21 protein-coding genes and 2 pseudogenes are annotated in these 21,348 nt (G+C 65.7%); 8 read left to right on the forward strand and 15 right to left on the reverse strand.

Translation table 11 applies throughout. The features are described from left to right. The 4 genes from ACO1BU_RS30380 to ACO1BU_RS30395 form a co-directional block, all read left to right on the forward strand. The coding region (locus ACO1BU_RS30380) for a transposase (RefSeq protein ID WP_424139703.1) at positions 1 to 258 on the forward strand (258 nt) is incomplete at its 5' end. A gap of 33 nt (positions 259 to 291) precedes the next feature. Beyond that, the gene (locus ACO1BU_RS30385) at positions 292 to 534 is read left to right on the forward strand and encodes a DDE-type integrase/transposase/recombinase (protein WP_424139723.1); all 243 of its coding nucleotides are present in this window, start codon (positions 292 to 294) and stop codon (positions 532 to 534) included. A 121-nt stretch (positions 535 to 655) separates the two neighbouring features. Then, positions 656 to 838 carry a hypothetical protein gene (locus ACO1BU_RS30390; RefSeq protein WP_424139704.1) on the forward strand — a complete coding sequence of 61 codons (183 nt, stop codon included), beginning with the start codon at positions 656 to 658 and terminating at the stop codon, positions 836 to 838. Between the two features lie 140 nt (positions 839 to 978). After that, positions 979 to 2,199, forward strand: coding sequence for an MFS transporter (locus tag ACO1BU_RS30395; protein ID WP_424139705.1), 1,221 nt, complete (start codon positions 979 to 981; stop codon positions 2,197 to 2,199). Between the two features lie 592 nt (positions 2,200 to 2,791). Here the strand turns inward: ACO1BU_RS30395 and ACO1BU_RS30400 are convergent. From ACO1BU_RS30400 to ACO1BU_RS30435, 8 genes and pseudogenes are all read right to left on the reverse strand, one after another. Further along, positions 2,792 to 3,250 (reverse strand): annotated as a pseudogene (locus ACO1BU_RS30400) (transposase); the annotation flags it as partial. A 724-nt stretch (positions 3,251 to 3,974) separates the two neighbouring features. Next, the gene (locus ACO1BU_RS30405; protein ID WP_424139706.1) at positions 3,975 to 5,762 is read right to left on the reverse strand and encodes a transglycosylase domain-containing protein; all 1,788 of its coding nucleotides are present in this window, start codon (positions 5,760 to 5,762) and stop codon (positions 3,975 to 3,977) included. Positions 5,763 to 6,540: 778 nt separating this feature from the next. Next, entirely contained in the window at positions 6,541 to 7,530 is a 990-nt protein-coding gene (locus ACO1BU_RS30410; RefSeq protein WP_424139707.1) for a tripartite tricarboxylate transporter substrate binding protein, read from the reverse strand. Between the two features lie 67 nt (positions 7,531 to 7,597). Further along, positions 7,598 to 8,467 carry an isocitrate lyase/PEP mutase family protein gene (locus ACO1BU_RS30415; protein WP_424139708.1) on the reverse strand — a complete coding sequence of 290 codons (870 nt, stop codon included), beginning with the start codon at positions 8,465 to 8,467 and terminating at the stop codon, positions 7,598 to 7,600. Positions 8,468 to 8,479: 12 nt separating this feature from the next. Continuing rightward, a complete protein-coding gene (locus tag ACO1BU_RS30420) occupies positions 8,480 to 9,286 on the reverse strand; it encodes an NAD(P)/FAD-dependent oxidoreductase (protein WP_424139709.1) in 807 nt (268 codons plus the stop codon). Then, positions 9,214 to 9,663 (reverse strand): FAD-dependent oxidoreductase, encoded by a 450-nt coding sequence (locus ACO1BU_RS30425; protein WP_424139710.1) that lies wholly within the window; start codon positions 9,661 to 9,663, stop codon positions 9,214 to 9,216. The genes ACO1BU_RS30420 and ACO1BU_RS30425 overlap by 73 nt, the downstream gene beginning before the upstream one ends. Next, positions 9,664 to 10,002, reverse strand: a complete 339-nt coding sequence (locus ACO1BU_RS30430; protein WP_424139711.1) for a hypothetical protein — start codon at positions 10,000 to 10,002, stop codon at positions 9,664 to 9,666. Between the two features lie 1,762 nt (positions 10,003 to 11,764). After that, the gene (locus ACO1BU_RS30435) at positions 11,765 to 11,902 is read right to left on the reverse strand and encodes a hypothetical protein (protein WP_424139712.1); all 138 of its coding nucleotides are present in this window, start codon (positions 11,900 to 11,902) and stop codon (positions 11,765 to 11,767) included. 950 nt (positions 11,903 to 12,852) lie between these two features. On the opposite strand from ACO1BU_RS30435, the gene ACO1BU_RS30440 reads away from it, so the two are divergent. Together ACO1BU_RS30440 and ACO1BU_RS30445 are read left to right on the forward strand one after the other, a co-directional pair. Further along, positions 12,853 to 13,224 carry a hypothetical protein gene (locus ACO1BU_RS30440; RefSeq protein WP_424139713.1) on the forward strand — a complete coding sequence of 124 codons (372 nt, stop codon included), beginning with the start codon at positions 12,853 to 12,855 and terminating at the stop codon, positions 13,222 to 13,224. After that, entirely contained in the window at positions 13,211 to 13,693 is a 483-nt protein-coding gene (locus ACO1BU_RS30445; RefSeq protein ID WP_424139714.1) for a hypothetical protein, read from the forward strand. Before ACO1BU_RS30440 ends, ACO1BU_RS30445 begins: the two co-directional genes overlap by 14 nt. A 443-nt stretch (positions 13,694 to 14,136) precedes the next feature. Here ACO1BU_RS30445 and ACO1BU_RS30450 read toward each other — a convergent pair whose 3' ends face one another. The 3 genes from ACO1BU_RS30450 to ACO1BU_RS30460 all read right to left on the reverse strand — a co-directional run bounded on the left by ACO1BU_RS30450 (position 14,137) and on the right by ACO1BU_RS30460 (position 15,208). Next, entirely contained in the window at positions 14,137 to 14,262 is a 126-nt protein-coding gene (locus tag ACO1BU_RS30450) for a hypothetical protein (RefSeq protein WP_424139715.1), read from the reverse strand. Between the two features lie 243 nt (positions 14,263 to 14,505). Next, complete coding sequence (locus ACO1BU_RS30455) at positions 14,506 to 14,784, reverse strand: hypothetical protein (protein WP_424139716.1); 279 nt, start codon at positions 14,782 to 14,784, stop codon at positions 14,506 to 14,508. Between the two features lie 166 nt (positions 14,785 to 14,950). Beyond that, complete coding sequence (locus ACO1BU_RS30460; RefSeq protein ID WP_424139717.1) at positions 14,951 to 15,208, reverse strand: hypothetical protein; 258 nt, start codon at positions 15,206 to 15,208, stop codon at positions 14,951 to 14,953. Positions 15,209 to 15,291: 83 nt separating this feature from the next. On the opposite strand from ACO1BU_RS30460, the gene ACO1BU_RS30465 reads away from it, so the two are divergent. Both ACO1BU_RS30465 and ACO1BU_RS30470 read left to right on the forward strand, forming a co-directional pair. Continuing rightward, complete coding sequence (locus ACO1BU_RS30465; protein ID WP_424139718.1) at positions 15,292 to 15,666, forward strand: HNH endonuclease; 375 nt, start codon at positions 15,292 to 15,294, stop codon at positions 15,664 to 15,666. A 237-nt stretch (positions 15,667 to 15,903) separates the two neighbouring features. Further along, the gene (locus ACO1BU_RS30470) at positions 15,904 to 16,470 is read left to right on the forward strand and encodes a hypothetical protein (RefSeq protein ID WP_424139719.1); all 567 of its coding nucleotides are present in this window, start codon (positions 15,904 to 15,906) and stop codon (positions 16,468 to 16,470) included. Positions 16,471 to 17,033: 563 nt separating this feature from the next. On the opposite strand, the pseudogene ACO1BU_RS30475 reads toward ACO1BU_RS30470, so the two are convergent. The 4 genes and pseudogenes from ACO1BU_RS30475 to ACO1BU_RS30490 form a co-directional block, all read right to left on the reverse strand. Next, positions 17,034 to 17,463, reverse strand: a pseudogene (locus ACO1BU_RS30475) (transposase); the annotation flags it as partial. Between the two features lie 302 nt (positions 17,464 to 17,765). After that, entirely contained in the window at positions 17,766 to 18,860 is a 1,095-nt protein-coding gene (locus ACO1BU_RS30480) for an ABC transporter ATP-binding protein (RefSeq protein WP_424139720.1), read from the reverse strand. A 9-nt stretch (positions 18,861 to 18,869) separates the two neighbouring features. Beyond that, a complete protein-coding gene (locus ACO1BU_RS30485; protein WP_424139721.1) occupies positions 18,870 to 20,597 on the reverse strand; it encodes an ABC transporter permease in 1,728 nt (575 codons plus the stop codon). Then, positions 20,594 to 21,148, reverse strand: coding sequence for a carboxymuconolactone decarboxylase family protein (locus ACO1BU_RS30490; protein WP_424139722.1), 555 nt, complete (start codon positions 21,146 to 21,148; stop codon positions 20,594 to 20,596). The genes ACO1BU_RS30485 and ACO1BU_RS30490 overlap by 4 nt, the downstream gene beginning before the upstream one ends. Positions 21,149 to 21,348 lie beyond the last annotated feature (200 nt).

The raw sequence follows: 21,348 nt of genomic DNA on the forward strand, positions 1-21,348 counted from the left end.
ATCCCCTTCTATGCCTTTCCCATCGAGGTGCGCCGGATCGTCTACACCACCAATGCTATCGAGGCACTGAACTCGAAGCTACGCCGGGCCGTGCGGGCACGCGGCCACTTCCCGACCGACGAGGCCGCGATGAAGCTGCTCTATCTGGTGTTGAACCGCAGTGAGAAAGACTGGATCATGCCACCCCGTGAGTGGTCGATGGCCAAGGCTCAGTTCGCCGTCCTCTTTGGCGAGCGCTTCACCAGAGCCATGGCCTGAACGTGTGCAACCGCCCTCCCGCACACGAAATTCCTGACAGTCCCGGGGCTGAACAACCGGGCGGAGAACTCGCATCAGCCGACGCGACGACGAGAACGACAGATGAAGCGCTTCAAATCAGCCGGCCGGGCACAGCGCTTCCTTTCCGCCCACGACGGGATCAACAACCTCTTTCATCTCCGCCGCGAGTACGTCAATGCCAGCGAGTACCGCGCCGCAAGGGCGCGCGCGTTCGAGGTGTGGTCCGACATCACCGGGGTCGCCGCGCGGGCTTGATCGCCCTTGATCCCGCCGTCAATCGGTCAGCCTTCTCGCCCCGAAGCCAGCAAGTTCACGGTGCCCGGCCGACACCTTCGAAAGCATCAATCGGAAGGGGGAGCGCCTCTGGCTGTTCGAGGTGGCCGACGTGGCCGATGCGGCCGCCCTGGTTGATGCCCTCTGTGCGGCCGGGGCAACGGCGCGGGCCTGCGAATTGGAGCGGAACTACGGCATGTTCAGCCGGGTGGAGGCACCGCAGTACTACCTGCCAATGGTCCGGTTCGAGGCAAATGAGGAGAAGCTCTCTGCCAAGGGGTCCTAGCCGGGCATGTCTTTTGACCAGGAGACTACCCTGCGGAAGACGGGTGCGGGTGGACCGTTCCTGAAGGGGCGGCCCGCAGGCACGTGCCGTCCTCGGCATCATCGGTGTACTACTCGGCTGCGGGGTAGCAGGCGCAGAACATGAACCAAGATCAGCTTCTCGATTCTCGGACCGCCTGGATCCGTCTCTGCGTCATCGTGGCGCTCGCGACGATTGGTGGCGTGGGCATGTGGTCAGCCATCGTGACGCTGCCCCACTTGCAATCGGAGTTCGGCGTGTCCCGTGGCGCCGCATCCTTCGCCTACACGCTAACCATGATGGGTTCGGGAGTCGGTGGCATTCTGATGGGGCGGCTCTCCGACCGGTTCGGCCCGATGGGGCCGCTGCTCGGTGCAACGGTGATGCTGGCCTGCGGATATACCCTCGCGGGGTGGGCGCCAGGCCTTACTGTCTATACACTGGCACAGGGTCTATTCATTGGGATGCTCGGCTCCTCCGCGGTGTTCGGGCCCTTGATGGCGGAGGCCTCCCTTTGGTTCCAGCGCCGTCGGGGCATTGCGGTGGCCATCGCGGCGTCCGGTAACTACCTCGCGGGGGCGGTCTGGCCCCCCATACTGACCTGGCTGATCTCGGCGCATGGCTGGCGCACAGCCCACCTAATCGTCGGCGCCGTGTGCCTGGTGGCGATGCTGCCTCTCTCCCTCATGTTGCGGGCACGAGCGCCGGGTTCCCAGGGCGGGATATCACGATCCATCCCGGACCGAACCAAGCCCCTGGGTTTCTCGCGCAGAGGGCTGACGGTCATCCTGTCCGCCGCTGGCGTGGCATGTTGTGTTGCCATGGCCATGCCCCAGGTCCACATCGTCGCCTACTGCGGCGACCTCGGATACGGCGTTGCGCGGGGAGCGGAGATGCTCTCAGTGATGCTCGCCTGCGGCATCGTATCGCGCCTCGGATCCGGCTTCATCGCCGACCGGATTGGCGGGCTTCGCACGCTGCTGCTTGGCTCGATCCTACAAGGAGTTGCACTGTCGCTCTTCCTGTTCTTTGACGAGCTTGCCTCGCTGTTCGTGCTGTCAGCCCTCTTCGGACTGGTTCAGGGAGGCATCGTCCCTTCCTACGCTGTGGTCGTGCGGGAGACCTTCCCCGTATCGGAGGCAGGGATGCGGGTCGGCATCGTCGTCATGGCGACCCTCGTCGGGATGGCCCTGGGTGGCTGGCTGTCTGGGGTCATCTTCGACGCGACCGGCAGCTACGCCGCGGCGTTCCTCAACGGTGTCGCCTGGAACATGGCGAACGTGCTGATCATTATGACACTTGTACTCCGCGCCCGCATCCGCAGCTCCCTAACCGTCGTGTAAATCGAAGTCAGGAATCTCGACCAGGGAGAGCCAACGAAGTTCGTCTTGGGCGCTCAGCCACTATGACCGGGTTTGGCCAATGGCGGCAGGTCCGCTTCCGGGTGGAGTGTCCGGGGAAGCGGCCGCTAGAAGGCAGATCACGACCTGGCCGCTTTCGTCACGAACGGCACTAGCCGCTGGCCGGGTCGCCCCTCGATGCGGGCCAGCATCATATTGCTGATCATCCGGCCACTGATGCCCACACTGGTCGTGGCGACCCGGTGGGCTCCGCTCTGTGGAGCCCACCGTTTGATCCGAAAGGTTTGCGTGCGACGGAGGTACTGTTCGAGCCCGCCGCTAGCCGATGAAGCAACCGAACCAGGCGATCATCGGCTCCGGGTTTCCCGGCAGGTAGCTGTAGCCGTCGAAACGCCGGTTCGTGCCGTCGATCCAGATGAGCAAGCGGCAGGGGCAGAGACCTGACCCGTGACCCCTCCGGGCCTCCACCTCCAAGCCGCCGGTCCGTGCAACAAGGTGCAGCACGTGGTAGGTTCGGGAGCGCCCGTCGGGCGAGGCCTCGACCGGACCCGGACGATGTGGGCGGCCCACGCGGTCAGCCCCTCCTCGGTCCGCCTGCTGTCCAGGCCATTTGCGGCCCGCCGCAAACTTTGCAACGGGTCAGCACCGGCGCGACAATCCCTCCGGTGTTGGCGTCCGTGCCGAGATGGGGTTTGCGCCACTCACGCCTTGTCCGGGTACCGTGTTTCTCAACCAGCCACTCGCCAAGGCCGCACAGCTTAAGCCCCGTGCTGTCCACCAGCAGGTGCACGGGCTCTCCACTCGCCCCTGGCACTGGCTTTGGCACCTCCAGGGTTTTGGCTCGGCGGCTCAGGGTAGAATGGTCAGGCACGGCCAGGTCGAGACCGAGTAGGTGGAAAATGGGGCCGATCAGCCCCTCGGTCTGGCGCAGGGCCCGGCGGAACACGGCCCGCAACGTCAGCGCCGTGGTGATGGCCAGGGCGGAGTAGACGCGCTGTCCGCCCGGCGTGCTACGTGGCTCCGCTTCCCAGGCCGAGACCGCACCTCTGTGAACCGCACGGTCAAGCTCCCACGCTGCCGCAGACCAGCGCCGTAGTCAGACCAGGTCGTTACGCGGTGCCGCTGCTTCGGGATGTGGTGCCGGCGGAGAGAGTTGGTTTTAAACGGCATGCTGGCATACAAGCGGCCGGGGCAGGGACCTGACCCGTAAACCCCGCGGGCCTCCACCCCCAAGCCGCCGGTCCGTGCAACAAGGTGTTGCTACCAACATCCTTGGCACGCGGGGGACGCTGTAGGCCGGCTCCGCGGCTCGCCATTCAAGCAAAAGCGGGGGCAACGGAGCGAAACATTGTAAGCAGAACGATACCTTTGAACTTCGAACGGTTCATGTGCCGGACTCAGAGCGCCAGCCCAACGGGATCGTCGAGTGTCAAACAAGGTAAAAATAAAGCCATGCGGGAATAATAACTTGGCGGCGTTCCAGAAGACGGCCCAAGGCTTTTCCCAGCCCTGATCAGGTCGCCTCGCGCCCGTCACGCGGGGTTAGGTCCAACCTCGTGGGGCCCGCCAGGTTGGAGCGCCGGGCGGCCAGGTCCGCCGAGTACAGGAGGACGTCTGTCACGACCCTCCCGTTTCACCAAATGGGTGTCACTTCTGATGACGAGGATGCAAGTCACCCGTGTCGCTTCTGGGTAGGGTAATCGCGCCACCGTACCCGTCGCCAGTTGGATCCGAGGTTGCGTCCGTCAATCGGCTGGTCACGCGCTTCTATGAGCGTCAATCATCACCGCGCGCCATATCTGCGCGGGCAAGCCACCGCCCGACACGCCGAGCATCGGCTTGCTATCACTGTTCCCGAGCCAGACGCCCGCAACATAGCGTTCGGTAAAACCGATGAACCAGGCATCGCGGCTTGCTGTGGTGGTCCCGGTCTTACCGGCGGCCCAGAACCCCGGATCGGCAGCTTTTCCTGTGCCCCGTTGCACTACGCGGGCGAGCATCTGCCTCATGACCTCGGCCTGGCGAGGCTCCAGGACCTGCCTGATGTCTGATTGTGCCGGGAGCACGCGCGTCAAGAGCTCGGCGCCTGCCGGGTCCTGAACCCTTTGCACCGAATAGGGGATGACCATCCTCCCGCGGTTGGCGACACTGGCAAAGGCCGCCGTGAGATCAATAAGCCTCGCCTCATAGCTTCCAAGTGCGAGGTCGCCGGCCTCGCCCTCAACATCCTCTGCCACGTTCATGGCCCTGACCAGGTCCCTCGTCTCGCGGGTGTTCTGCAGAGCCAGCCGGACCGCAGCCGTGTTCGACGACTTCTCTAATGCGGTGGCTAGCGTGATTTCACCGAGGTACCTGTCGTCATAGTTCCTCACGGCACGTCCACCGAGTGTCAGGGCGGCGTCGCTGACCGCTGTGTCCGGCGTGTTGCCCTTGCCGAGTGCCGCGAGATAGACGAATAGCTTGGCTACGGAGCCCGGCTGGCGCTTGGCCTGGGTGACGTGGTCCCACTCCCGCTGTCGGTAATCACGTCCGCCGACGAGCGCCAGTACCGCGCCATCATACCGCATGACGACAACCGCGCCCTCCTCGATCTGCTTCGTCCGCGCGTACTGACGCAGGGCCACCTCCAACTGCCGTTCTGCCGCCGCTTGGATCTTCAGGTCCAAGGTCGTCGTGATGGTCCGCGTGCCGCTCCGCTGGGCCGGCGCGGAATTGGCGTTGGCCTCGGTCTCCGCCCAGCGGGCGAACCAACCGATCCCTAAGCTGCGGGGATAGAAGCCGCCCCGGGCCGACCTGGATGGAGCTACGGCGACCTCCTGCACCTTGGCGCGGTCCGCCGCGCTCCGGCTGAGGGATCCGGCCTCGACCATCTGCTCGATGACCCGGATGCCCCGGTCGCGGGACAATTGTGGGTTCCGGTGAGGGTTGAAGCGGTTGGGCGCCGGAAGCAGTCCGACCATCATGGCGGACTCGAGTATGCTGAGGCTGCGCGCGTACTTGTTGAAGTACACCCGGGCAGCGGCCTCGATCCCGTAAGCGCTGCCACCAAAGAACACCCTGTTCAAGTAAACATACAGGATGTCCTCCTTGCTCAGGTTGAGTTCCAGGATGGGGGCCAGCACCGGCTCCTCAAGCAGTTTCCGGATGATCGGGCTGTGCTCCCTCAGGTAGATCTCCTTGATGGTCTGCTGCGTCAGCGTGCTGCCACCCTGGGTGCGCCCGGTAACAGTGGACCAGACCGCGCGCGCCATCGCCCTCGGATCCAGCCCCCAATGCTCGTAGAACCGGCGGTCCTCGCTCGCCACGAGCGCGTTGACGAGGTGAACCGGAAGTTGGGCGAATGGCACCGGCGGCCCGTAATACGCCCCGCGCGCGCCGACGAATTCACCGCCCGCGCTAAGGATGCGGACACCGTCATGGCGGTTCTCGGTGATAAGCCCGTTGACGTCGGCGAGCTCCAACGCCTCGGCACGCTGGTACGGCGCGCTGGCCAAGCCCAGAAGTGCAAGGAACCGTCTGCGGTCTATGGTGCTCTCGGCTGGCATCGACGCCCCTGTGCAGGTTTCTTGGTGAGCCAAGTCGTATAGTCTGCAGGCCCGCGGTCATAGGAACCCTCCAGGGGCGGCTACCGCGTGAGCACCTGACCGCTTACGTCCATCTTCCCCTTTGCTGACGAGGCGCGCCATACGTTCCGCCATCGTCACCTCCCACTTACCTAATCAGTCACCAGGTGGGTGACTCACCGCTCCGTTAAAGACGCTAAGGTGATGCTATTTTCGGCGTGACGCTTCCGATCTTGCCGTCCTTGTACTTACGGCCGCTGCGTACCTGGAACCGGACTTTGGTGGGTCGTGCAACCCGTCCGGCGATTGTGGCAAGACCTCTGCCCCGTCCATCGCACACGCTGCAGGAGGATTATCGTGCCTAGACACCGGCCTGGAGCGGGCGATACGGGCTGAAAGGGTAGGAAGCACCTGTTTGACTGGCATTCTTGGCGCGGCATGTGCCTCTCACGGCCTGAAGCGGGCGCCGACATGATGGGCAGCCGGCGCCAGATGCAGCCAAAATCGGCATTGCACGGTTACTGTTGAGGGGCTGCAAAATGGAGGTGCCCTGAACGGAGCAGAGCGGCGAGCGACAGTTCCAGCCTGCTCGCAAAAAGAGGATGATGCGGTTAGCCGAGCTCGACCGGCTGCGGCATGCTGCACATGAGATTGCCTGCTGGGGAGGGAAAAGAGGCACTGAACCCACCTCCCGTCCCATCCTCCATGAGTACCACTCCGGAGGTGGTACTTGAGGTCTCTCGACGTTGGCCTTCGTCCTTCAGCCGGCTCTTACCAAAAGGCCCTCGCGCGCGGCGCGGCCGAGGCGGGCGTCGTCCTCCAGCGTGCGCCGCGTGAACTCGGCAGGTCCCTCGATCACGCCGAAATTACCCATCTCCACCAAGCGCTGATGCAGCGCCGGCTTCGCGATCGCTTCGGTCAGGGCAGAGTAGATCCGATGGCAGATCTGCGGCGGCAGCCCGGCCGGGCCGTAGAGGCCGACCCAGCCCAGCATCTCGAATCCCGGGAAGCCCATCTCCGCCACTGTCGGCACGGCGGACAGGGCCTCGGCGCGCCGGGCGCCCGTCTGCGCAATCACGCGGGTCTTGCCGCTCTGGATCTGCGCGAAGGCGCTCTCCGGGCTGGACCAGCCGGCGTGAAGTGCCCCCGACATCATGTCCGTCATCATCGGCGCGGAGCCCTTGTACGGCACCTCCGTCATCTGCACTCCGGCGAGCCGGGCGAGCTCCGCCGCCGCGTAGCTGCTGGTGGAGGTTGTCGTGCCGTAGCTCACTGCCCGCAGATTGGCGCGGGCATACCCCACCATCCCCGGAAAGTCGGAGAAGGGCGCCAGGGTGCTGGCGGTGACCACCAGGGGATAGTTCGCGATCAGAGAGACCGCGGTAAAGTCCTTCACCGCGTCGTGCGGGATGTTGGGGATCGTGTACTTGCTCCCCACATGGCCCGCCGTGACGGAAACGAGGGTATAGCCGTCCGGCTGGGCGCGGGCGACGAGGTCCGTCCCGATCATGCCGTTCGCGCCCGGCCGGTTCTCGATCACCACAGGCTGACCGAGCGTGGCGCGCATTGCCTCGCCGAATAGCCGCGTCACGATGTCCGTTCCGCCGCCCGGCGTGTAGGGAATGATGATACGGATGGGCCGGCGCGGCCATTCCTCCTGCGCGCGGAGGACAGAGGGCACGAGAAGGGCCGCGAGGCCGCCTGCCGCGACGGCGGGGCGCCGCGTAACCAGGCCTAACGAAGTCGCCATTCTTCCTCTCTCCTCCTCATCCGCAGACCCTGTTCCGGGCCTTTCTCTTTCTCGTTGGGCGCGGGGCCTAGACCACCGGCTCGCTCCGGAACCGCGTGCGAAGCGCCCCCCACTCGTCCGCGCCGAAGCGCGCGAATCGGGCCGAGACGGGCGCCTGCCCGGCGCTGCTCGTCGGGCGGTCCGTCTCGCGCACGGTCTTCAGCACCGCGTCGCAGGCATTCATCACCGTGCTCAGCAGCAGGCTCGGCATGATGGCGATGCGGTATCCCATGGCCTCCGCCTCGCCGAGGCCGATGTCCGGCGTCTTACCGGCCACCACAATGTTCAGCAGGCACGGCCCCTTCACGCGCCGGGGAATAGCCTCCACCTCCTCCATGGAGGCGGCCGCCTCCACGAAGGCCACGTTCGCCCCCGCTTCCAGCGCCGCGTTCGCGCGCGCCACCGCCTCGTCCAGCCCCACCACGCCCCGCGCGTCGGTGCGGGCGATGATCACAAAATCCGGGTCGCGCCGCGCGGCCACTGCCGCGCGGATCTTGGCGATGAACTTCTCGCGCGGAACCAGCTCTTTGCCGTCCAGGTGGCCGCAGCGCTTCGGCGTCACCTGGTCCTCGATGTGCAGCCCGGCCACGCCACCACGCTCGTACTCCTGCACGGTGCGCGTGACGTTCAGCTCGTTGCCGTAGCCCGTGTCGGCGTCGGCGATCAGGGGCAGGTTGATCGCGCGCGCGATCATCGACGCATTCGCGGCCATCTCCGTCAGCGTCAGCAGCCCGAAATCCGGAAAGCCGCGCGCCATTGAGGTGCCGGCCCACGTCATGTAGAGGGCGGAGAACCCGGCCTGCTCGGCCAGCTTGGCCGTGATACCGTCATAGACGCCGGGCGCGCGGACCATGCCGCCCGTTGCCAGCAACGCTCTCAGCTTCCCTGCGGGTGACATAGCGTTTTACTCCTACGACGCGAAGGCCGCGCGGGGCGGCCGCTCGGCGGCAGCGAGCATCCGCCGCGCCTTCACATGGTCCGCGGGCCGGTTCACCGACTCCGCGCCGATCAGCACGCCGCTGCGGAAGCAGTAGACGGAGAAGGCCTCGGGTCCGCCCTGCGTCACGGTCTCCTCCGCGTCTGCCGTCAGCCCGGCGATCTGTAGCCGCTCGCCCTGGTCCGACCAGAACCAGGGCACGGCCTCGTAGGGCTGCGGCTTGCCAAGGATATCGGCCGCGGCGCAGCGGGCCTGATCAACTGCGTTCTGCACTGATTCCAGCCGCGTCAGCCCGCCGCCTTGGGCGCTGGGGAAGCGCGCGCAATCCCCAATCGCGTGGATGCGCGGGTCAGAGGTGCGCAGCGCGTGGTCCACGATGATGCCCCGGTCCACGGCCAGCCCTGCTGCCTCCGCGATCTCCGCGTTCGGCACCACGCCCACCGCCACCACGACAAGGTCCGCCGGAATATCGCGGCCCTCCGTGGTGGTCACGTCCTCGGCCCTCGTCTCGCCGAGAATGGCGGAAATCGTCTGGCCCAGCTCCACCACCACGCCGCGGGAGCGGTGGTACTCCAGGAAGTGGCGCGACACGGCGGGGCTGACGGCACGGCCCATCAGCCGCTCCCCGGCCTCGATCACCGTCACCTCCACCCCCATGGCGCGGGCGGAGGAGGCGACTTCCAATCCAAGGAAGCCGCCGCCGATGATCACCACGCGGCGGGAGCGCGCCAGCGCCGCGCGCAGGGCGAGCCCGTCCTCCGCCCCGCGGAGGGAAACCACGTTCTCCAGCGCCGCGCCGCGCCGGGCAGCGCCAGCGGCCGGTTCCGTGCGCCGGTGGCGAGGACGAGGCGGTCGTAGCCCAGCCAGCCGCCCGGCTCCACCAGCACGCGTGCGGCCTCGCGGTCGATCCGGAGCGCGTGGGTGGCGAGGCGGAGCGCGATGCCGTGCTTCTCGAAGAAGGAGCGCAGCAGCGCCCATTCCCGGTCGCCCGGCAGGGTGATGGGATCGCGGCGCTCCCGGACCATAAACCGATCATCGTCGCGCGCCGGGTTGTCCGTGCGCCACCCCCAAGAGACGCAAGCGGCCAGCAAGCGGGAGAGGGCGGTCAGATCGCGGCGGATGGTGGCATTGGTCACCTGGCCAGACCTGGCGCTCACCTAGTCGGCGATGGTCTTGGGCGTGATCTGGTCCCTACGTAGCCTGCCGAAGACCGGATCGAGCTGCCCGACACTGGCGAGATAGCGGCGAGCGACGGCCGGCTTCACCGCCTCCGGCAGCACCTCCTTTGCCCAGCGCACGACGGCCTCCTTGAAGGTGGGCGCGTCGTGGTCGCCCATCACCTCGCGGACGAGCTGCTTCTTCCAGGCCTTGAAGAGACGCGCCGCTTCCCGTGGATCAGTTGTCCGTAGGCTAGCTCGATACTGGACTCCGGCGATCTTGGGGCGGCCCCAGTAGGTGTCACCACGGAGGTAGAGATTGCGAGGCGTCCTCGCCATGCTTTGCGTTCCTCGGCCGCGATCCAGGCGCGGACCTTCATAGGGTCGAATGTCCAGATACTGCCGAGCTTCGCCGCGCCAGGAATGTGCTCTGCCGCGGCGTGCTCCTGCACCTTGCGGATTAAGAGAGTGGTTTCGCGCGAAGCAGTCGGCCCGAACGCGGGAGGGAGGGGCAGCCTCACCTGTCGCTCCGCCCCCGCCCCCCGCGACCCCATTTGGGCCTGGCTGGGGCTGGGGCCGCAGGCGCGGATGCGGCGCTCCAAGATGCTCGCCGTGTTGCTGCCGATGTAGCCCGGCGCCGCGGCGATGATCTCATCTTGCTGCGTCTGCACCGCCTCCTCCACGCGGGCGGCGCCTTGGGCCTTGGTGCAGAGCGGGCTGATGTAGGTGATCTGCCGCCGGCGCATATGCGAGGGCCGGATCAGCGCACCGTCGAGATGCCAGTCGTGCGGCACGCCGGGTGGGCTCCATTCGGCCACACGAGGGTTGCCGTAGCGATCGCGCAGTAGATGCGCGGGCGCGTCCTCATGCTCGGAAGGCCGCCTGCCATCCCAATGATTCGCGCTCATGCCTTCGCTCCTTTCCGAGCGTCCCGATGCACACGCGTCACCGCCGCGGGCTTGCTCTGGCGCACGAGAATGGCGGTGCCACATACCAGGGACGGAATGGCTGTACTCTTCTCAGCGGGGCCACCATGCGGGGTTCCGGCGCCTTCCCACTCTCACTGTAGCTCATGAGGTCACGCACGATCTCCACCGGTACACACACGGCGCGCACGGGAGGCGCGGCGGGGTAGACCGGGGAGATGTACTGGCCTTCACGCTCCCTCATCTCGAATGGGAAGATGCATGAGGGTCCACCTGCAATGCTCTGGGCATACTCATCTTTCCAGACCGCGACGCAGGTAATGCCATCTAGCGCGACCCGATGCGCCGGCGCCTTCTCGTGCTCCTTCGGCAGCCGACCATCCCAGGCCCTCGTCATCTCATCAGCCATTGTCAGTTTCCGCCCTCCCCGGGGACGCGGCGGCAGGGTGGGGTGGGACACTTGAGGGTTAGCAGCCCGCCTTAAGCTCTTCTGCAGCGGCGCCATCCTGCGACCAGGAAGCAGTAACCAGGCTTGGCGCTCCGGACTGACGCCGCGTCGACGTAGGTGTAATGTCTATCACCAGGCCAGACGTGATCAGCGACAGCGTCAACCTGTAGGACAAGCTCACTCGTCTTGTGCGGGCCCTCATTGCGGAAGAAGGCACATTTGATGCTTTGCTGTCCGCTGGCGTCGATGAACTTGCGCCAGACGAGGGCAGCTCGGGGATCTGCCGTACGGAGCACGATTTTCTTCCCGGTCCTGCAAAGAGCTTCCGCACTCGGCCATCTCGGTAGCGGTAGGCCGAGTAGCGCTGCTCATTGAGCGCGAGGCACGAGGCATTGCTGTCCTTCGTTAGCCACTAAAGAGGCTCCGCGCGCATCACGCCCCTCCGTTCCTCTCCGCGTCGAGGGCGACGCCCGCGCGGAGAAGTGCCGCCTTGCCCTCTGTGGTAAGGACGATGACCGGGTCGCCGTCTCATAGCCGTCGAGGCAGTCCGCCATCTCTCGCATGGCGCGTTGCCAACTCGTCCGACCGGCCTCCACAATCGCTTCTTGGGGATCGTCACCACCGACGGTGCCGGCCTCGCCGGCATGCTCCAGCACCGCGCGGAAGAAGATTGCCAGCCGTCTCGCCTCGTCCAGCTCCGCGGCAGGTGGATTGGAGGAGGGCGCGGTCACGACTGCACCTCGAACACCTCGATCAGCGCCTGCAGCTCACTCGCCACGGCGGTGTGGTGCGCCCTCGTCCGCGCGCCTATTGCGTGCCAAGCCCAGAAGGGCTGCTGCACCTTCTCGCGGCGAAGGATGCGCACGAGGTTGGCGCGCTACTCGGAGCCAGACGCTGCTCGGGACGGATCTGCTCAGCAGCGACGGCGTCCCGCATCCGCGCACAGGCAGCGTGGGACGGGTGAGGGTGCCTTCTGTGGCGTCCATGGGGCGTCCTCACATCCCGGCCGGGGTGGCGGGCGGTGAGGAGGAGTATCGTACAGGAATACTATACGGTCAGTGAACTTCGTAGAAATATACTCTACTAATGATTCCGGACCAAAAGACCGTTCCGAAGCGGGCGGGGTCGGACCGCGGGCGAGTTCGTTAACCCTCGGCCCTACCACCCCGTTACCTTGTTTGAATAAACTGGCCCGGAGGCGCCCAATGCTCAGACCCTTCCTTGGTGCAGCTTTGGCTGTCGTTGCCGCCGCGTGTGCACCTGGTGCGCGTTCCCCCAGTGCCGACAGGCCCACCACTGCCGAGAGTAGACTTTATGCCTGTCAAATGCGGGGCGCTGCGGCAGAGGATAGGGTGCACGGCCCCCTGAGCGACATGAGCATAGACGGCGCGATTGTCCGCGCTCAGGTCACGCAGGCCTGCATGCAAGGCCAACCAGTCGAACGCGACCAGCCACGTCCAGGCTACCCGGCGTTACGATGAGACCCCACCAACAGAGCGGGGCGGGTAGGGAGTGTGGCAAACCTGCCTGACCAGGGAAGCGGGGCCGACCTGGAACCAGCAAGGTCCCTCGCGGGCATGTTCCAGCCATACGCATTTTTGGCTCTTATTCTCGTCGTGTTCACTTCATGCTCGCGCACTGGCTGATGCGATTCCTAAGGTAGCCCACGTGATCCGAGGCGGCGACGTCATGGCGTTGGTTCTTCCGGGGCAGTTTCCTCTTCCGCCTCTGCCGCCGATTTTTCCCATCCTGTGGTTCACCGGTTTCGCTGCAGTCTTCTGGGCGCTGGTCGCCTGGTGGGTGTGGGGCTGAGACATGCTCAAGACCACCCTCATCGTCACCTTCCTCTGGCTGATGGGCACCTCTGACTGCGGCGCAGGAGATGCGCTAGGCCGAGTTGGTGGAGGTGGCCCCATGGCAAACCCCACCCCGGCCGTCGTCGGCCGTCGCGTGGCCGACCAGGAGGGTGTTCACACCCTCGATCACCTGCTGCTGCAGATGGACATCTCCGCATGCGCCGAGGCGGCTGCTGGCGTGCCTTTGGCGAAGAACAACGCGGCGTTCCTGGCCGCCAAGCACATCCGCCTCCAGGCCATGCGCGACCGGCTGGGTGGGGGTGCTGCCGAACGTGACGGGGGAGGAGCAGGGTGGCCGATGAGCAGGGGGATACTGAATGGCGCGTCGTAAAGCCAAGTGGGCCGTGGCCCTGGCTCTCGTGAGAGACTATGGCCCGTCTATCCGGCGCAAGAAGGCGTCGGTGGGTTACTCCAAGGCCGTGGAAGCCGTGGAGCGGCCGCCCCCGAAGCCTCCAAGGCGTATCCTGCGCGGTGCCAGGCGGGTCTGCTACTACGACGAGCTTTGGCGCCGTGGCGCGATCGACGATGCCCAGCGCGAGGCCTTCGATCGCTACCTGATGGAGAGCGAGATGGAGCAGGGGGCGCGGGACCGTCCGATCTCCTCTACGGGCCGCACGCCGCCCTGGCTGCAGGGGCATCCGGCCAAGATGCAGGTGAGGGCGGCTGTCAGCTTGCGTGGTGTGCGGTCGGCGGTGGGAAACAACGGGCGGGCGCTAGCGGATCTGTTGGTGTTCGAGAACTTCTCGGTGCGGCAGATCTCGGAGCGGCGGGACGAAGACCAGAAGGTCACGATGGGGTAGGTACAGGCCACGCTTACGCGGCTGGCTGAGTGGCGGGGCTCCTGAGGCATGAACGCTCTTCGCCCTCGGGAGCGATCTGCCGCAGAGGAAGACGTGACGCGGTCACTGTATATGCGAACAGCCAGGAAGAAAGATTTTAAGATGTTCGGTTACTTATAGGCTCGGGTAATCTGACTTTGGGATGCCGCGAACGGGATATCTTGGTCAGCGCTTTGGGATGCGGGCGAGATACAGCGGCGAGGCGCACAGGGCCAACGCAAGCTGGTCCTCACTTACCCTCATGAGTGGCCCGGATGTTGGATGCACATGGCGTCAGGCAACGCTCGACGGGTGTGTCACACGCTCCCCATCAAGGAGATAGTTCCGACTCATCGTCCGGAGCCTGACCGCCTCGGGCGCTTTTCGTTCCATGGCTATGCCGCCCGGGTGGTGACGGAGCCTCTTCACCCGCCGACCTCAGGCGGATGGTGCCGGGTAAGCCACTGGTCGATCTGTCGGCACACATGGTCGAGGTCCGTCGAGCCTTCCCAGTCGTCGGCATCCATATTGGGCCAAGTGACACGGAACATGGTCCCCTGGGCGTTCGCATCGATGACGACCCCTCGGTAGATGTAGCTAGGTCCACCGAGAGGGCCCAGCTGCTCCGTAATGCGTGGCGGGTCTGAGGTGGGCGGATCGGAGGACATGCGCGGAGGATAGCACGGCAGAACCAAAGCATGCGGCCCTGTCGATCATGTCCGACCGCCTCGGCGCGATAAAAAAACCCGCGTAGCGATGGTGCAGGGCCCTCATCGGTCAAGGCTCTTCGCTTGCTAGGACCCCCGATCTGAAACCGGTAAGTCCGCCAGTTCTTCACTCAATACCCTGGCCATCGCTGCATCGAGTGTCGCCCCGAGGGTGACGCGAACAATCAGTTCATCTCCTGGACTCTTGCCGTAAGGGGCCGTGCGGAGGACCAACTCGATCTCTTCTCTCACAGCGGTCGCCATGGCAAGACGCTCCGAGCGGTCTGGCGTGTTCGGCAGAAAGCGTCGGATTGCGCGGACAAACGCCTCCTCCAGCTGAGGGGAGGGCAGGTTGCCGAAAGTCATTTCTCTGTTCCGGGAAACCCGCAGCGGGAAATGCCACAGCGCGGGATTGAAGGTCAGTTACATCCAACAATCTTGGGCTGCAACGAACGCAGCGTAACGATAAGTAACAGAAACCTAAGATCCATCGACCCTGGGGCGCCTCACATTCGGAGTGAACTTTCCGTGGTCAGGCGGCCACGTAACCCGCCGCTCGCAACCTACTGTCGAGCGGGGGCCGTTCTGGGTTAGAGGCAACGATCCGCTCAGAGTTGCCATCCGGCTTCGCGAGTTCCACGAAAGTCACTTCGCCAGTCAGTCTAACCTTCGTAGCCACCGCAATTGCCGCCTTGGGCGCCGAGGCCCCAGACCTGTAGCTAGAATAGGTCAAAGTGCCTCGAATCATGTTCCAGGCAATGCCGTCGAGCTGGACCATGTAGGTGATCATGGCAGGGGCGGTCCTCGGTCGTCTTGGTCCAGCCAAGCGAGCCAGCTCGAACAGGGCATGTGTGGACCCGGGGGCCAGTTCGCATGGCGAAGCCGAAGCGGGCAGTGCTGGCCTTCATGCCTTCCCCTCCTGGCACGCTCGGTACCCGCTCTGCTCGGCCGCCGCCGAAGCAGGCAGGTCCGCACTACCAGACGCTCGAGCATCAGCGCTGGCGCGCCGAGGTGACCCGCAGGGCCGGTGGTATGTACCAGGCGTCCCGCTCTGGGCGCTCCGGTGTCCGCCTCTTCGCCGACCAAATTATCCAGATGAAGGACGGCGGTGCCCCCTTCGACCCCACCAACGGTCAGGCCCTCTGCGGGCCTGCCACATGGCCAGGACGGCGCGTGCCAGGGCAGCCCGACAGGCCCGACCCCTACTATCCCACCGGCCAGCGTAGGCGCCGCTGGCGGCCCGTCTAGGCCGCAACGGCAGGGAAGATGGAAGGTGCTCATCGCCCCTGCACCGGCCCATGGGCTGCAGGCCGGAATCAGCCAGTCCGGGCGGTGGGATGCTCCACTCCTGCAAGCTCAAACACTTAGGATCATCTCAAGGCGTAAATCATGGATACATTGTAACTACTGGTCCATATTTACGTCATGGTCCCCATCTATGCCTCCAGCGCCGAGCCTGGAGGCTTGGAACCTGATGGAGCGAGGATGATCCAGGAAGCTACCGAGGACCCCCGACGCGCGCTGGAGGATGCCTTTTTTGCGCAAGAGCAGGGTGGGCTTCTGCGCCACGGCGATCCCACCAATGTGCACGACATGCGTCCGCAGGCCCTTTCTGCTGCTTCCGGCATCACCGATCCCGCGCTGCTGGCCCGACTGGTTGCGGCCGGGATCGACGGGGATACGCTCACCTGCCTTTCGCTCGTGCCGCTGGTGGCCGTGGCCTGGGCAGATGGCGCCCTGGACAGCAAGGAACGGGCGGCGCTCCTCAACGCCGCCGGCAACAGCGGGATCGAGCGGCATGGCGCGGCCTTTCACCTCCTGGAGAGTTGGCTTGCCCATCCGCCCCCGCCGCAACTGATCGAAGCCTGGAGCCATTATGTCCGGGACCGCGCCGCGGTGATGGAGCGCGACGCAAGTCGGGCCCTGCGGCTCCATCTCCTCGGTCGTGCTCGGCACGTGGCTGAGGCGGCGGGCGAGCTCCTCGGCCATGCCCAGCGTGTCTCGCCAGCGGAGCAGGCGATGCTGGAACGGCTGGAACGCGCCTTCGGCTAGCGCCTCAGCGGTTCCAGCATCCGGCCGGAACGCGCCAAGCACCATCGCCGGAGGGGGGATCCAAACTCTGGCGCGGCCAGGGGTTTCCAACCGCACGGGGGCTCACGCGCAGATTCTAGCGCTCTGGTCGGATGACATAAGTCAGACGCTTGGGAGAATTCAGACATGCCCTGCTGCGGCAAGCGCCCGGGCGCAGGTCGGCCGAAGGACAGCAAGGACTGCATCAATCCCCCGGCTCGGTACCTGCCGGTGATCAATGGTCTGACCTCGCTGGAGTTCATGCAGGCGGTCTATCAATCGCCGGATGCTCCGCTGGGCGCCCGCATGGAGGCGGCAAAGGCCGCGCTGCCGTTCGAGTACCCGAAGCTGGCGGCGAAGGGCGAGGATGACGGCGTTCCGCCCCAAGACGGCGGGGGCGCCGATCTGGAGCCGGTCTGGCCGCTCATGCCTGCGCTGCCCGATCTGGACCATGCCGCGGCGGAGCGCGCCGTGCGGGTCTCCAACCGCCTGCGCCTGGCCGATGTGCCGGGAAATCCGACCCTGGCCGAGGCTGCGGGCGAGTCCAGCAATACCATGTCCTCATGCTGGCGGCGGCTGGCCGGATGGCCCACCCAGCGAAATAGCCGCATTGGGTGACGCCGAGCACGCTGCACAGCCGGTGCACGAGGAACTTTTTCTCGCCTCATCGATGAGCGCGAACCTCACCGACTTCCCTCCCTGACAAAAAGCAGTGGCCCACTTGAGGACGTCCCGCTCCTGATGAAGGATCTCGTTCTTCCGCCTCAACCGATTCAACTCGGCTGCGACGTCTTCCTGCCCGGAGCGGTCCGGCTCATCGATCCGTCGGTCCCCGCTCTGGCTGATCCACCGAACCAGCGTCGACAAACCAATCCCAAGATCCTCGGCGATCTCGCGCTGGCTTCGCCCACTTGTCCGAACCAGCCGAACCGCCTGGTCCTCAAATTCCTTCGTGAACCGTCTATGCTGCGTGATGGAGTTCCCTTTGCCTTATCAGGAACCCTCGACTTTTCTAGGGCAAGTCCACTGCCGGGTTGTCATCGTTCGTATGCGAGCCCATTAGCCCGCCCACGACCACCTCAGGCGGCGAACTGCCGAGGGGAAGACTAAGCCCGAGGTCACCCGCTATCTGAAACGCTTCGTGGCACGCGACATCTTTGGCTATCTCTGCCGGCCGCCATGCCCGCTCCAGACAGTTCCAGCATCCTCTTGATCGCTTTAGGAGCTTCAACGCTCCTTTTGTCACGGTGACGAGGCGTGCGCGGGCTTTTATGCATTCACGGCAGTAATATCACGCACTCGTCAGAACGAATCGTGACCACTAGGCGGTCGCCCGGCACGCCGCCACAGGGTGGCTGCACGGCACGCAACTCCGCGCCGCCAATGTCTAGAACATATTCCTCGGCGAGGCCGAGGAAGGAGGCAGCGCGGAGTTCCGCGTGAAGGGGAGGGACGTCGGGCTCGCGCGTCAAACGGACATGCTCCTTACGAATGCAGGCCAGCACGCGGCTGCCAGCAGGCGGGGCAAGGCCGCCGCCGAGCGTGCCGCGCAGGGTGGCTCCCCCGGGCAGGCGGACTTCGGCGCGTTCGCCGTGCTGCCTCAGCATCTCTGCCTCCAGAACATTCAGGCCGAGGAAGCGCGCGATGAAGGGTGTGGCGGGGCATCTGAAGACTTCGCGGGGGCTGCCCTCCGTCTCCACCCGCCCTGCATTCATCACCAGCAGTCGCTCTGCCAACCCGAAGGCTTCGGTCTGGTCGTGGGTGACATAGATCGCGGTGAAGCCCAACCGGTCCTGCAGCACCTTCAATTCCATCCGCATGTGCTCCCGCAGGGCGGCGTCGAGATTGGAGAGTGCCTCGTCAAACAGCACCAGCCGGGGTTCGTGGATCAGCGCACGGGCGAGGGCCACGCGCTGCTGTTGGCCCCCGGAGAGCTGGGTGGCGGACTTCCCTGCAGCATGGCCGAGGCCCACGATATCGAGCATGCGCGACACCCGCGCCGTAACGTCCGCCTTCTGCATCCTGCGGACGCGCAAGGGGAAGCCCACATTCTCCGCCACCGTCATGTGCGGCCAGACGGCGTAGGACTGGAACACGATGCCGAGCTGCCTTTCCTCGGCCGGCAGATTGATCCCCCGTGCAGAGTCAAAGACGGTCTGGCCGCCGATCTCGATCATGCCGGAATCCGGGGTCTCCAGCCCAGCAATGCAGCGAAGCATCGTCGTCTTGCCGCAACCGCTGGGACCGAGCAGGGCCAGGGTATGGCCCTTGCCCGCGCCGAAGGACACGCCGTCCAGCGCGCGATGGGCGCCGTACCTTTTCTCCACCCGCTCAATGCGGATGAAAGATCCTGGTTCGTTGCTGCCGTCCATATGTGCGCCTCAGGATTGGCTGATGGAGGTACGGGTGAGACGGAACATAGCGAAAGCGAGGAGGAGCAACACGAGCTGCACTACCGCCAGTGCCGCGACATAACCTGAGCTGCGGTCGGCCAGCAGCACCAGTGCCACGCTGATCGTCTCCGTTCCCTGAGCGTAGAGGAGGATGGTCGCGCCCAGCTCCCGGACGAAGATGACGAAAAGCATGAGCCAGGCGGCAGTCACCGCCGGACGCAGGAGCGGCAGCAGTATCCAGCGCATGCTCTGCCCCCAGCTCGCGCCGCTTGCCCGCGCGCTGGCCTCAAGCTCCGGGTTGATGGCCAGGAACATGGCGGAGACGGCGCGGGTAGCGAATGGAAAGAAGCGCGCCACATAGGCGATGAGCACAATTGTCAACGTGCCATAGAGCGGCGTCCGGATCGCGAGGATGAGGAAGCCGAGGCCGAGGATGATGCCGGGAATACCCAACGGCAGAGAGAGGACCGCATCCGCGATCGCGCGCCGCTGCGGGGCGCCGCGGTTCAGGTAGTAGGCCTGCAGGACCGCGAAGATCGTGCCCAGCGTTGCCCCGACCACGGCGAGGATGAGGCTGTTCACCACCGCCCCGCGCGTCAGGTCGAAGCCGGTCAGCACGTATTCGAAGTTCGATAGCCCGGCGCGCGCGATGTCGAATCGCCCGGTCCAGAGGCGGGAAAGGGAGACCATGACGAGGGCCATCGTCGGCAGTGCCACGGCGCCGCCGATGTAGATGGCCTCTAACATCAGCGCGGCGGCCTTGCTTGCGCGGCCCAGCGGCAGCACGCGCGGGCGATAGCCCTTGCCCGTGACGATCTCGAACCGCCGGCGGGAGAGGTAGCGGCGCTGCGCCAAGGCCAGCAAGATCGTCACCCCCAGGACCAACACGCCGAATGCGGCCGCGCGCCCGAAGTCCGCAGGATACTGCACGGCGGCGAAGATCTCGGTCGGCATCGTGCGGATGCCGCTGGGCTGGGCGAGTGCCAGCGGCACGTCGAACAGCCCCGCGCTGGTGATGAAGACGACGAGTGCGCCAGAGATCAGCGCCGGGCTCACCAGCGGGATGCTCACATGGCGGAGCGTGTACCAGAAGGACGCGCCATGGACACGCGCCGCGTCCTCCAGCGCCGCGTCCATCTGCCGCAGCGGCGAGATGACGAAGAGATAGACGTAGGGCGTATAGAAGAGTGTCAGCACCCAGATGACGCCGCCCAGGCTGTAGATGTCGATGAAGGACAGGTCCAGGCCGAATTGCCGCAGGAAGAAGCCCTGCAGCAGCCCGCTCCCCGGCGCCATCAGGTAGATCCAGCTGATCGCCCCGACATAGGGGGAGAGAAAGAAGGGGATGAGATTGCCCACCTCCAGCCAGCTGCGGCCGGGCATGTCCGTGCGGGCGACAAGCCAGGCCAGGGTGAAGCCCAGAATGCAGCTCAGCACGGTCGCGCCGGCACCACAGATCGCGGTGTTCCCGACGGCCTCCCAGAAGCGCGCCTCTCCGAGCACGCGGGCGAAGTTGGCGAGTGACAGATGCGCGCCGCTCTCGTCCCAGACGAGGAGGCTGCGGATGAGCGTGGCCAGCAGGGGGCCGAGGACAAGCAGGACCCCGGCTAGTACCCCGGCTGCCGGCAACGCGCGCTGGAGGCCGACAAGGCGGTGCCGGGGCACTGCCTCAGGCACGGCGGGCGCTAGCTCACGCCCGATTCCGGCCGCACTCATGCCGCGCGCCAGGGGATATCGGCACCCTCGGGCACGTGGATGACGTGCGCGTTCAACGTCAATGCGAGCAGGGTATAGTAGCCGACGAGACCAGTGAGATCGACGATACCCTGCTGGCCAAGCCGCTCGCGCACCCGGTCGTAGAGCGGCTGGGGCACCGCCCCGTCGCGCAGCAGGGTGGCGCAGTACTCCTGTACCAGCGTCTCATCGGGCTCTTCGAAGCCCGCATCCTCGCCCCGGCCAAGGCGAGCCAGCGCGGCCTCGGGCACCCCCATGCGCTCCGCGATGGGCGCGTGGGCGTACCATTCGTAGTCGCAGCGCCAGTGCCGGGCCACAGTGAGGATCGCGACCTCCCGGAGCCGCTCGCGCACCGCGCACTGAAAGCGGAGATAGACGCCAAGCCCCTCTACCTTCGAGGCCAGTGCCGGGCTGTGGAGCAGGGCGAGGAAGGGCCCGCGCACACCACCGCGCGCGCCCGTCGCGATGCGGTTATAGACCTCGGATTGCGCGGGGCTCAGCGCCTCGGGATCAAGGGGCGGTAGGCGGCTCATCGGGCTGTCTCCGGCGCCAGCGTGCCCATGAAGTCGCCCAGCGCCGCCGCAACCGCTTCTGGCTGCGTATTCCGGTGATCCTGATCGGCTGTTCCAGCCGAAGGTGATCACCCAATCCGGTGATCATGATCACCTGCCACGCCTTTGGGTTTGGCAGGGGGACGGGGCCGGGGAGCAGTACGGCCGACGGTTGTAGACTT

The sequence above is a fragment of the Roseomonas chloroacetimidivorans genome, from assembly GCF_049629625.1.
GTDB lineage: Bacteria > Pseudomonadota > Alphaproteobacteria > Acetobacterales > Acetobacteraceae > Roseomonas > Roseomonas chloroacetimidivorans.

What these genes read in the sequence shown, in the direction of transcription:
- ACO1BU_RS30395 (WP_424139705.1), top strand. Translation starts at nt 979, where the DNA reads ATGAACCAAGATCAGCTTCTCGATTCTCGGACCGCCTGGATCCGTCTC.
- ACO1BU_RS30405 (WP_424139706.1), bottom strand. Translation starts at nt 5,762, where the DNA reads ATGCCAGCCGAGAGCACCATAGACCGCAGACGGTTCCTTGCACTTCTG.
- ACO1BU_RS30410 (WP_424139707.1), bottom strand. Translation starts at nt 7,530, where the DNA reads ATGGCGACTTCGTTAGGCCTGGTTACGCGGCGCCCCGCCGTCGCGGCA.
- ACO1BU_RS30415 (WP_424139708.1), bottom strand. Translation starts at nt 8,467, where the DNA reads ATGTCACCCGCAGGGAAGCTGAGAGCGTTGCTGGCAACGGGCGGCATG.
- ACO1BU_RS30430 (WP_424139711.1), bottom strand. Translation starts at nt 10,002, where the DNA reads ATGGCGAGGACGCCTCGCAATCTCTACCTCCGTGGTGACACCTACTGG.
- ACO1BU_RS30440 (WP_424139713.1), top strand. Translation starts at nt 12,853, where the DNA reads ATGCTCAAGACCACCCTCATCGTCACCTTCCTCTGGCTGATGGGCACC.
- ACO1BU_RS30445 (WP_424139714.1), top strand. Translation starts at nt 13,211, where the DNA reads ATGGCGCGTCGTAAAGCCAAGTGGGCCGTGGCCCTGGCTCTCGTGAGA.
- ACO1BU_RS30450 (WP_424139715.1), bottom strand. Translation starts at nt 14,262, where the DNA reads ATGTTCCGTGTCACTTGGCCCAATATGGATGCCGACGACTGGGAAGGC.
- ACO1BU_RS30455 (WP_424139716.1), bottom strand. Translation starts at nt 14,784, where the DNA reads ATGACTTTCGGCAACCTGCCCTCCCCTCAGCTGGAGGAGGCGTTTGTC.
- ACO1BU_RS30460 (WP_424139717.1), bottom strand. Translation starts at nt 15,208, where the DNA reads ATGATCACCTACATGGTCCAGCTCGACGGCATTGCCTGGAACATGATT.
- ACO1BU_RS30465 (WP_424139718.1), top strand. Translation starts at nt 15,292, where the DNA reads ATGGCGAAGCCGAAGCGGGCAGTGCTGGCCTTCATGCCTTCCCCTCCT.
- ACO1BU_RS30470 (WP_424139719.1), top strand. Translation starts at nt 15,904, where the DNA reads ATGATCCAGGAAGCTACCGAGGACCCCCGACGCGCGCTGGAGGATGCC.
- ACO1BU_RS30480 (WP_424139720.1), bottom strand. Translation starts at nt 18,860, where the DNA reads ATGGACGGCAGCAACGAACCAGGATCTTTCATCCGCATTGAGCGGGTG.
- ACO1BU_RS30485 (WP_424139721.1), bottom strand. Translation starts at nt 20,597, where the DNA reads ATGAGTGCGGCCGGAATCGGGCGTGAGCTAGCGCCCGCCGTGCCTGAG.
- ACO1BU_RS30490 (WP_424139722.1), bottom strand. Translation starts at nt 21,148, where the DNA reads ATGAGCCGCCTACCGCCCCTTGATCCCGAGGCGCTGAGCCCCGCGCAA.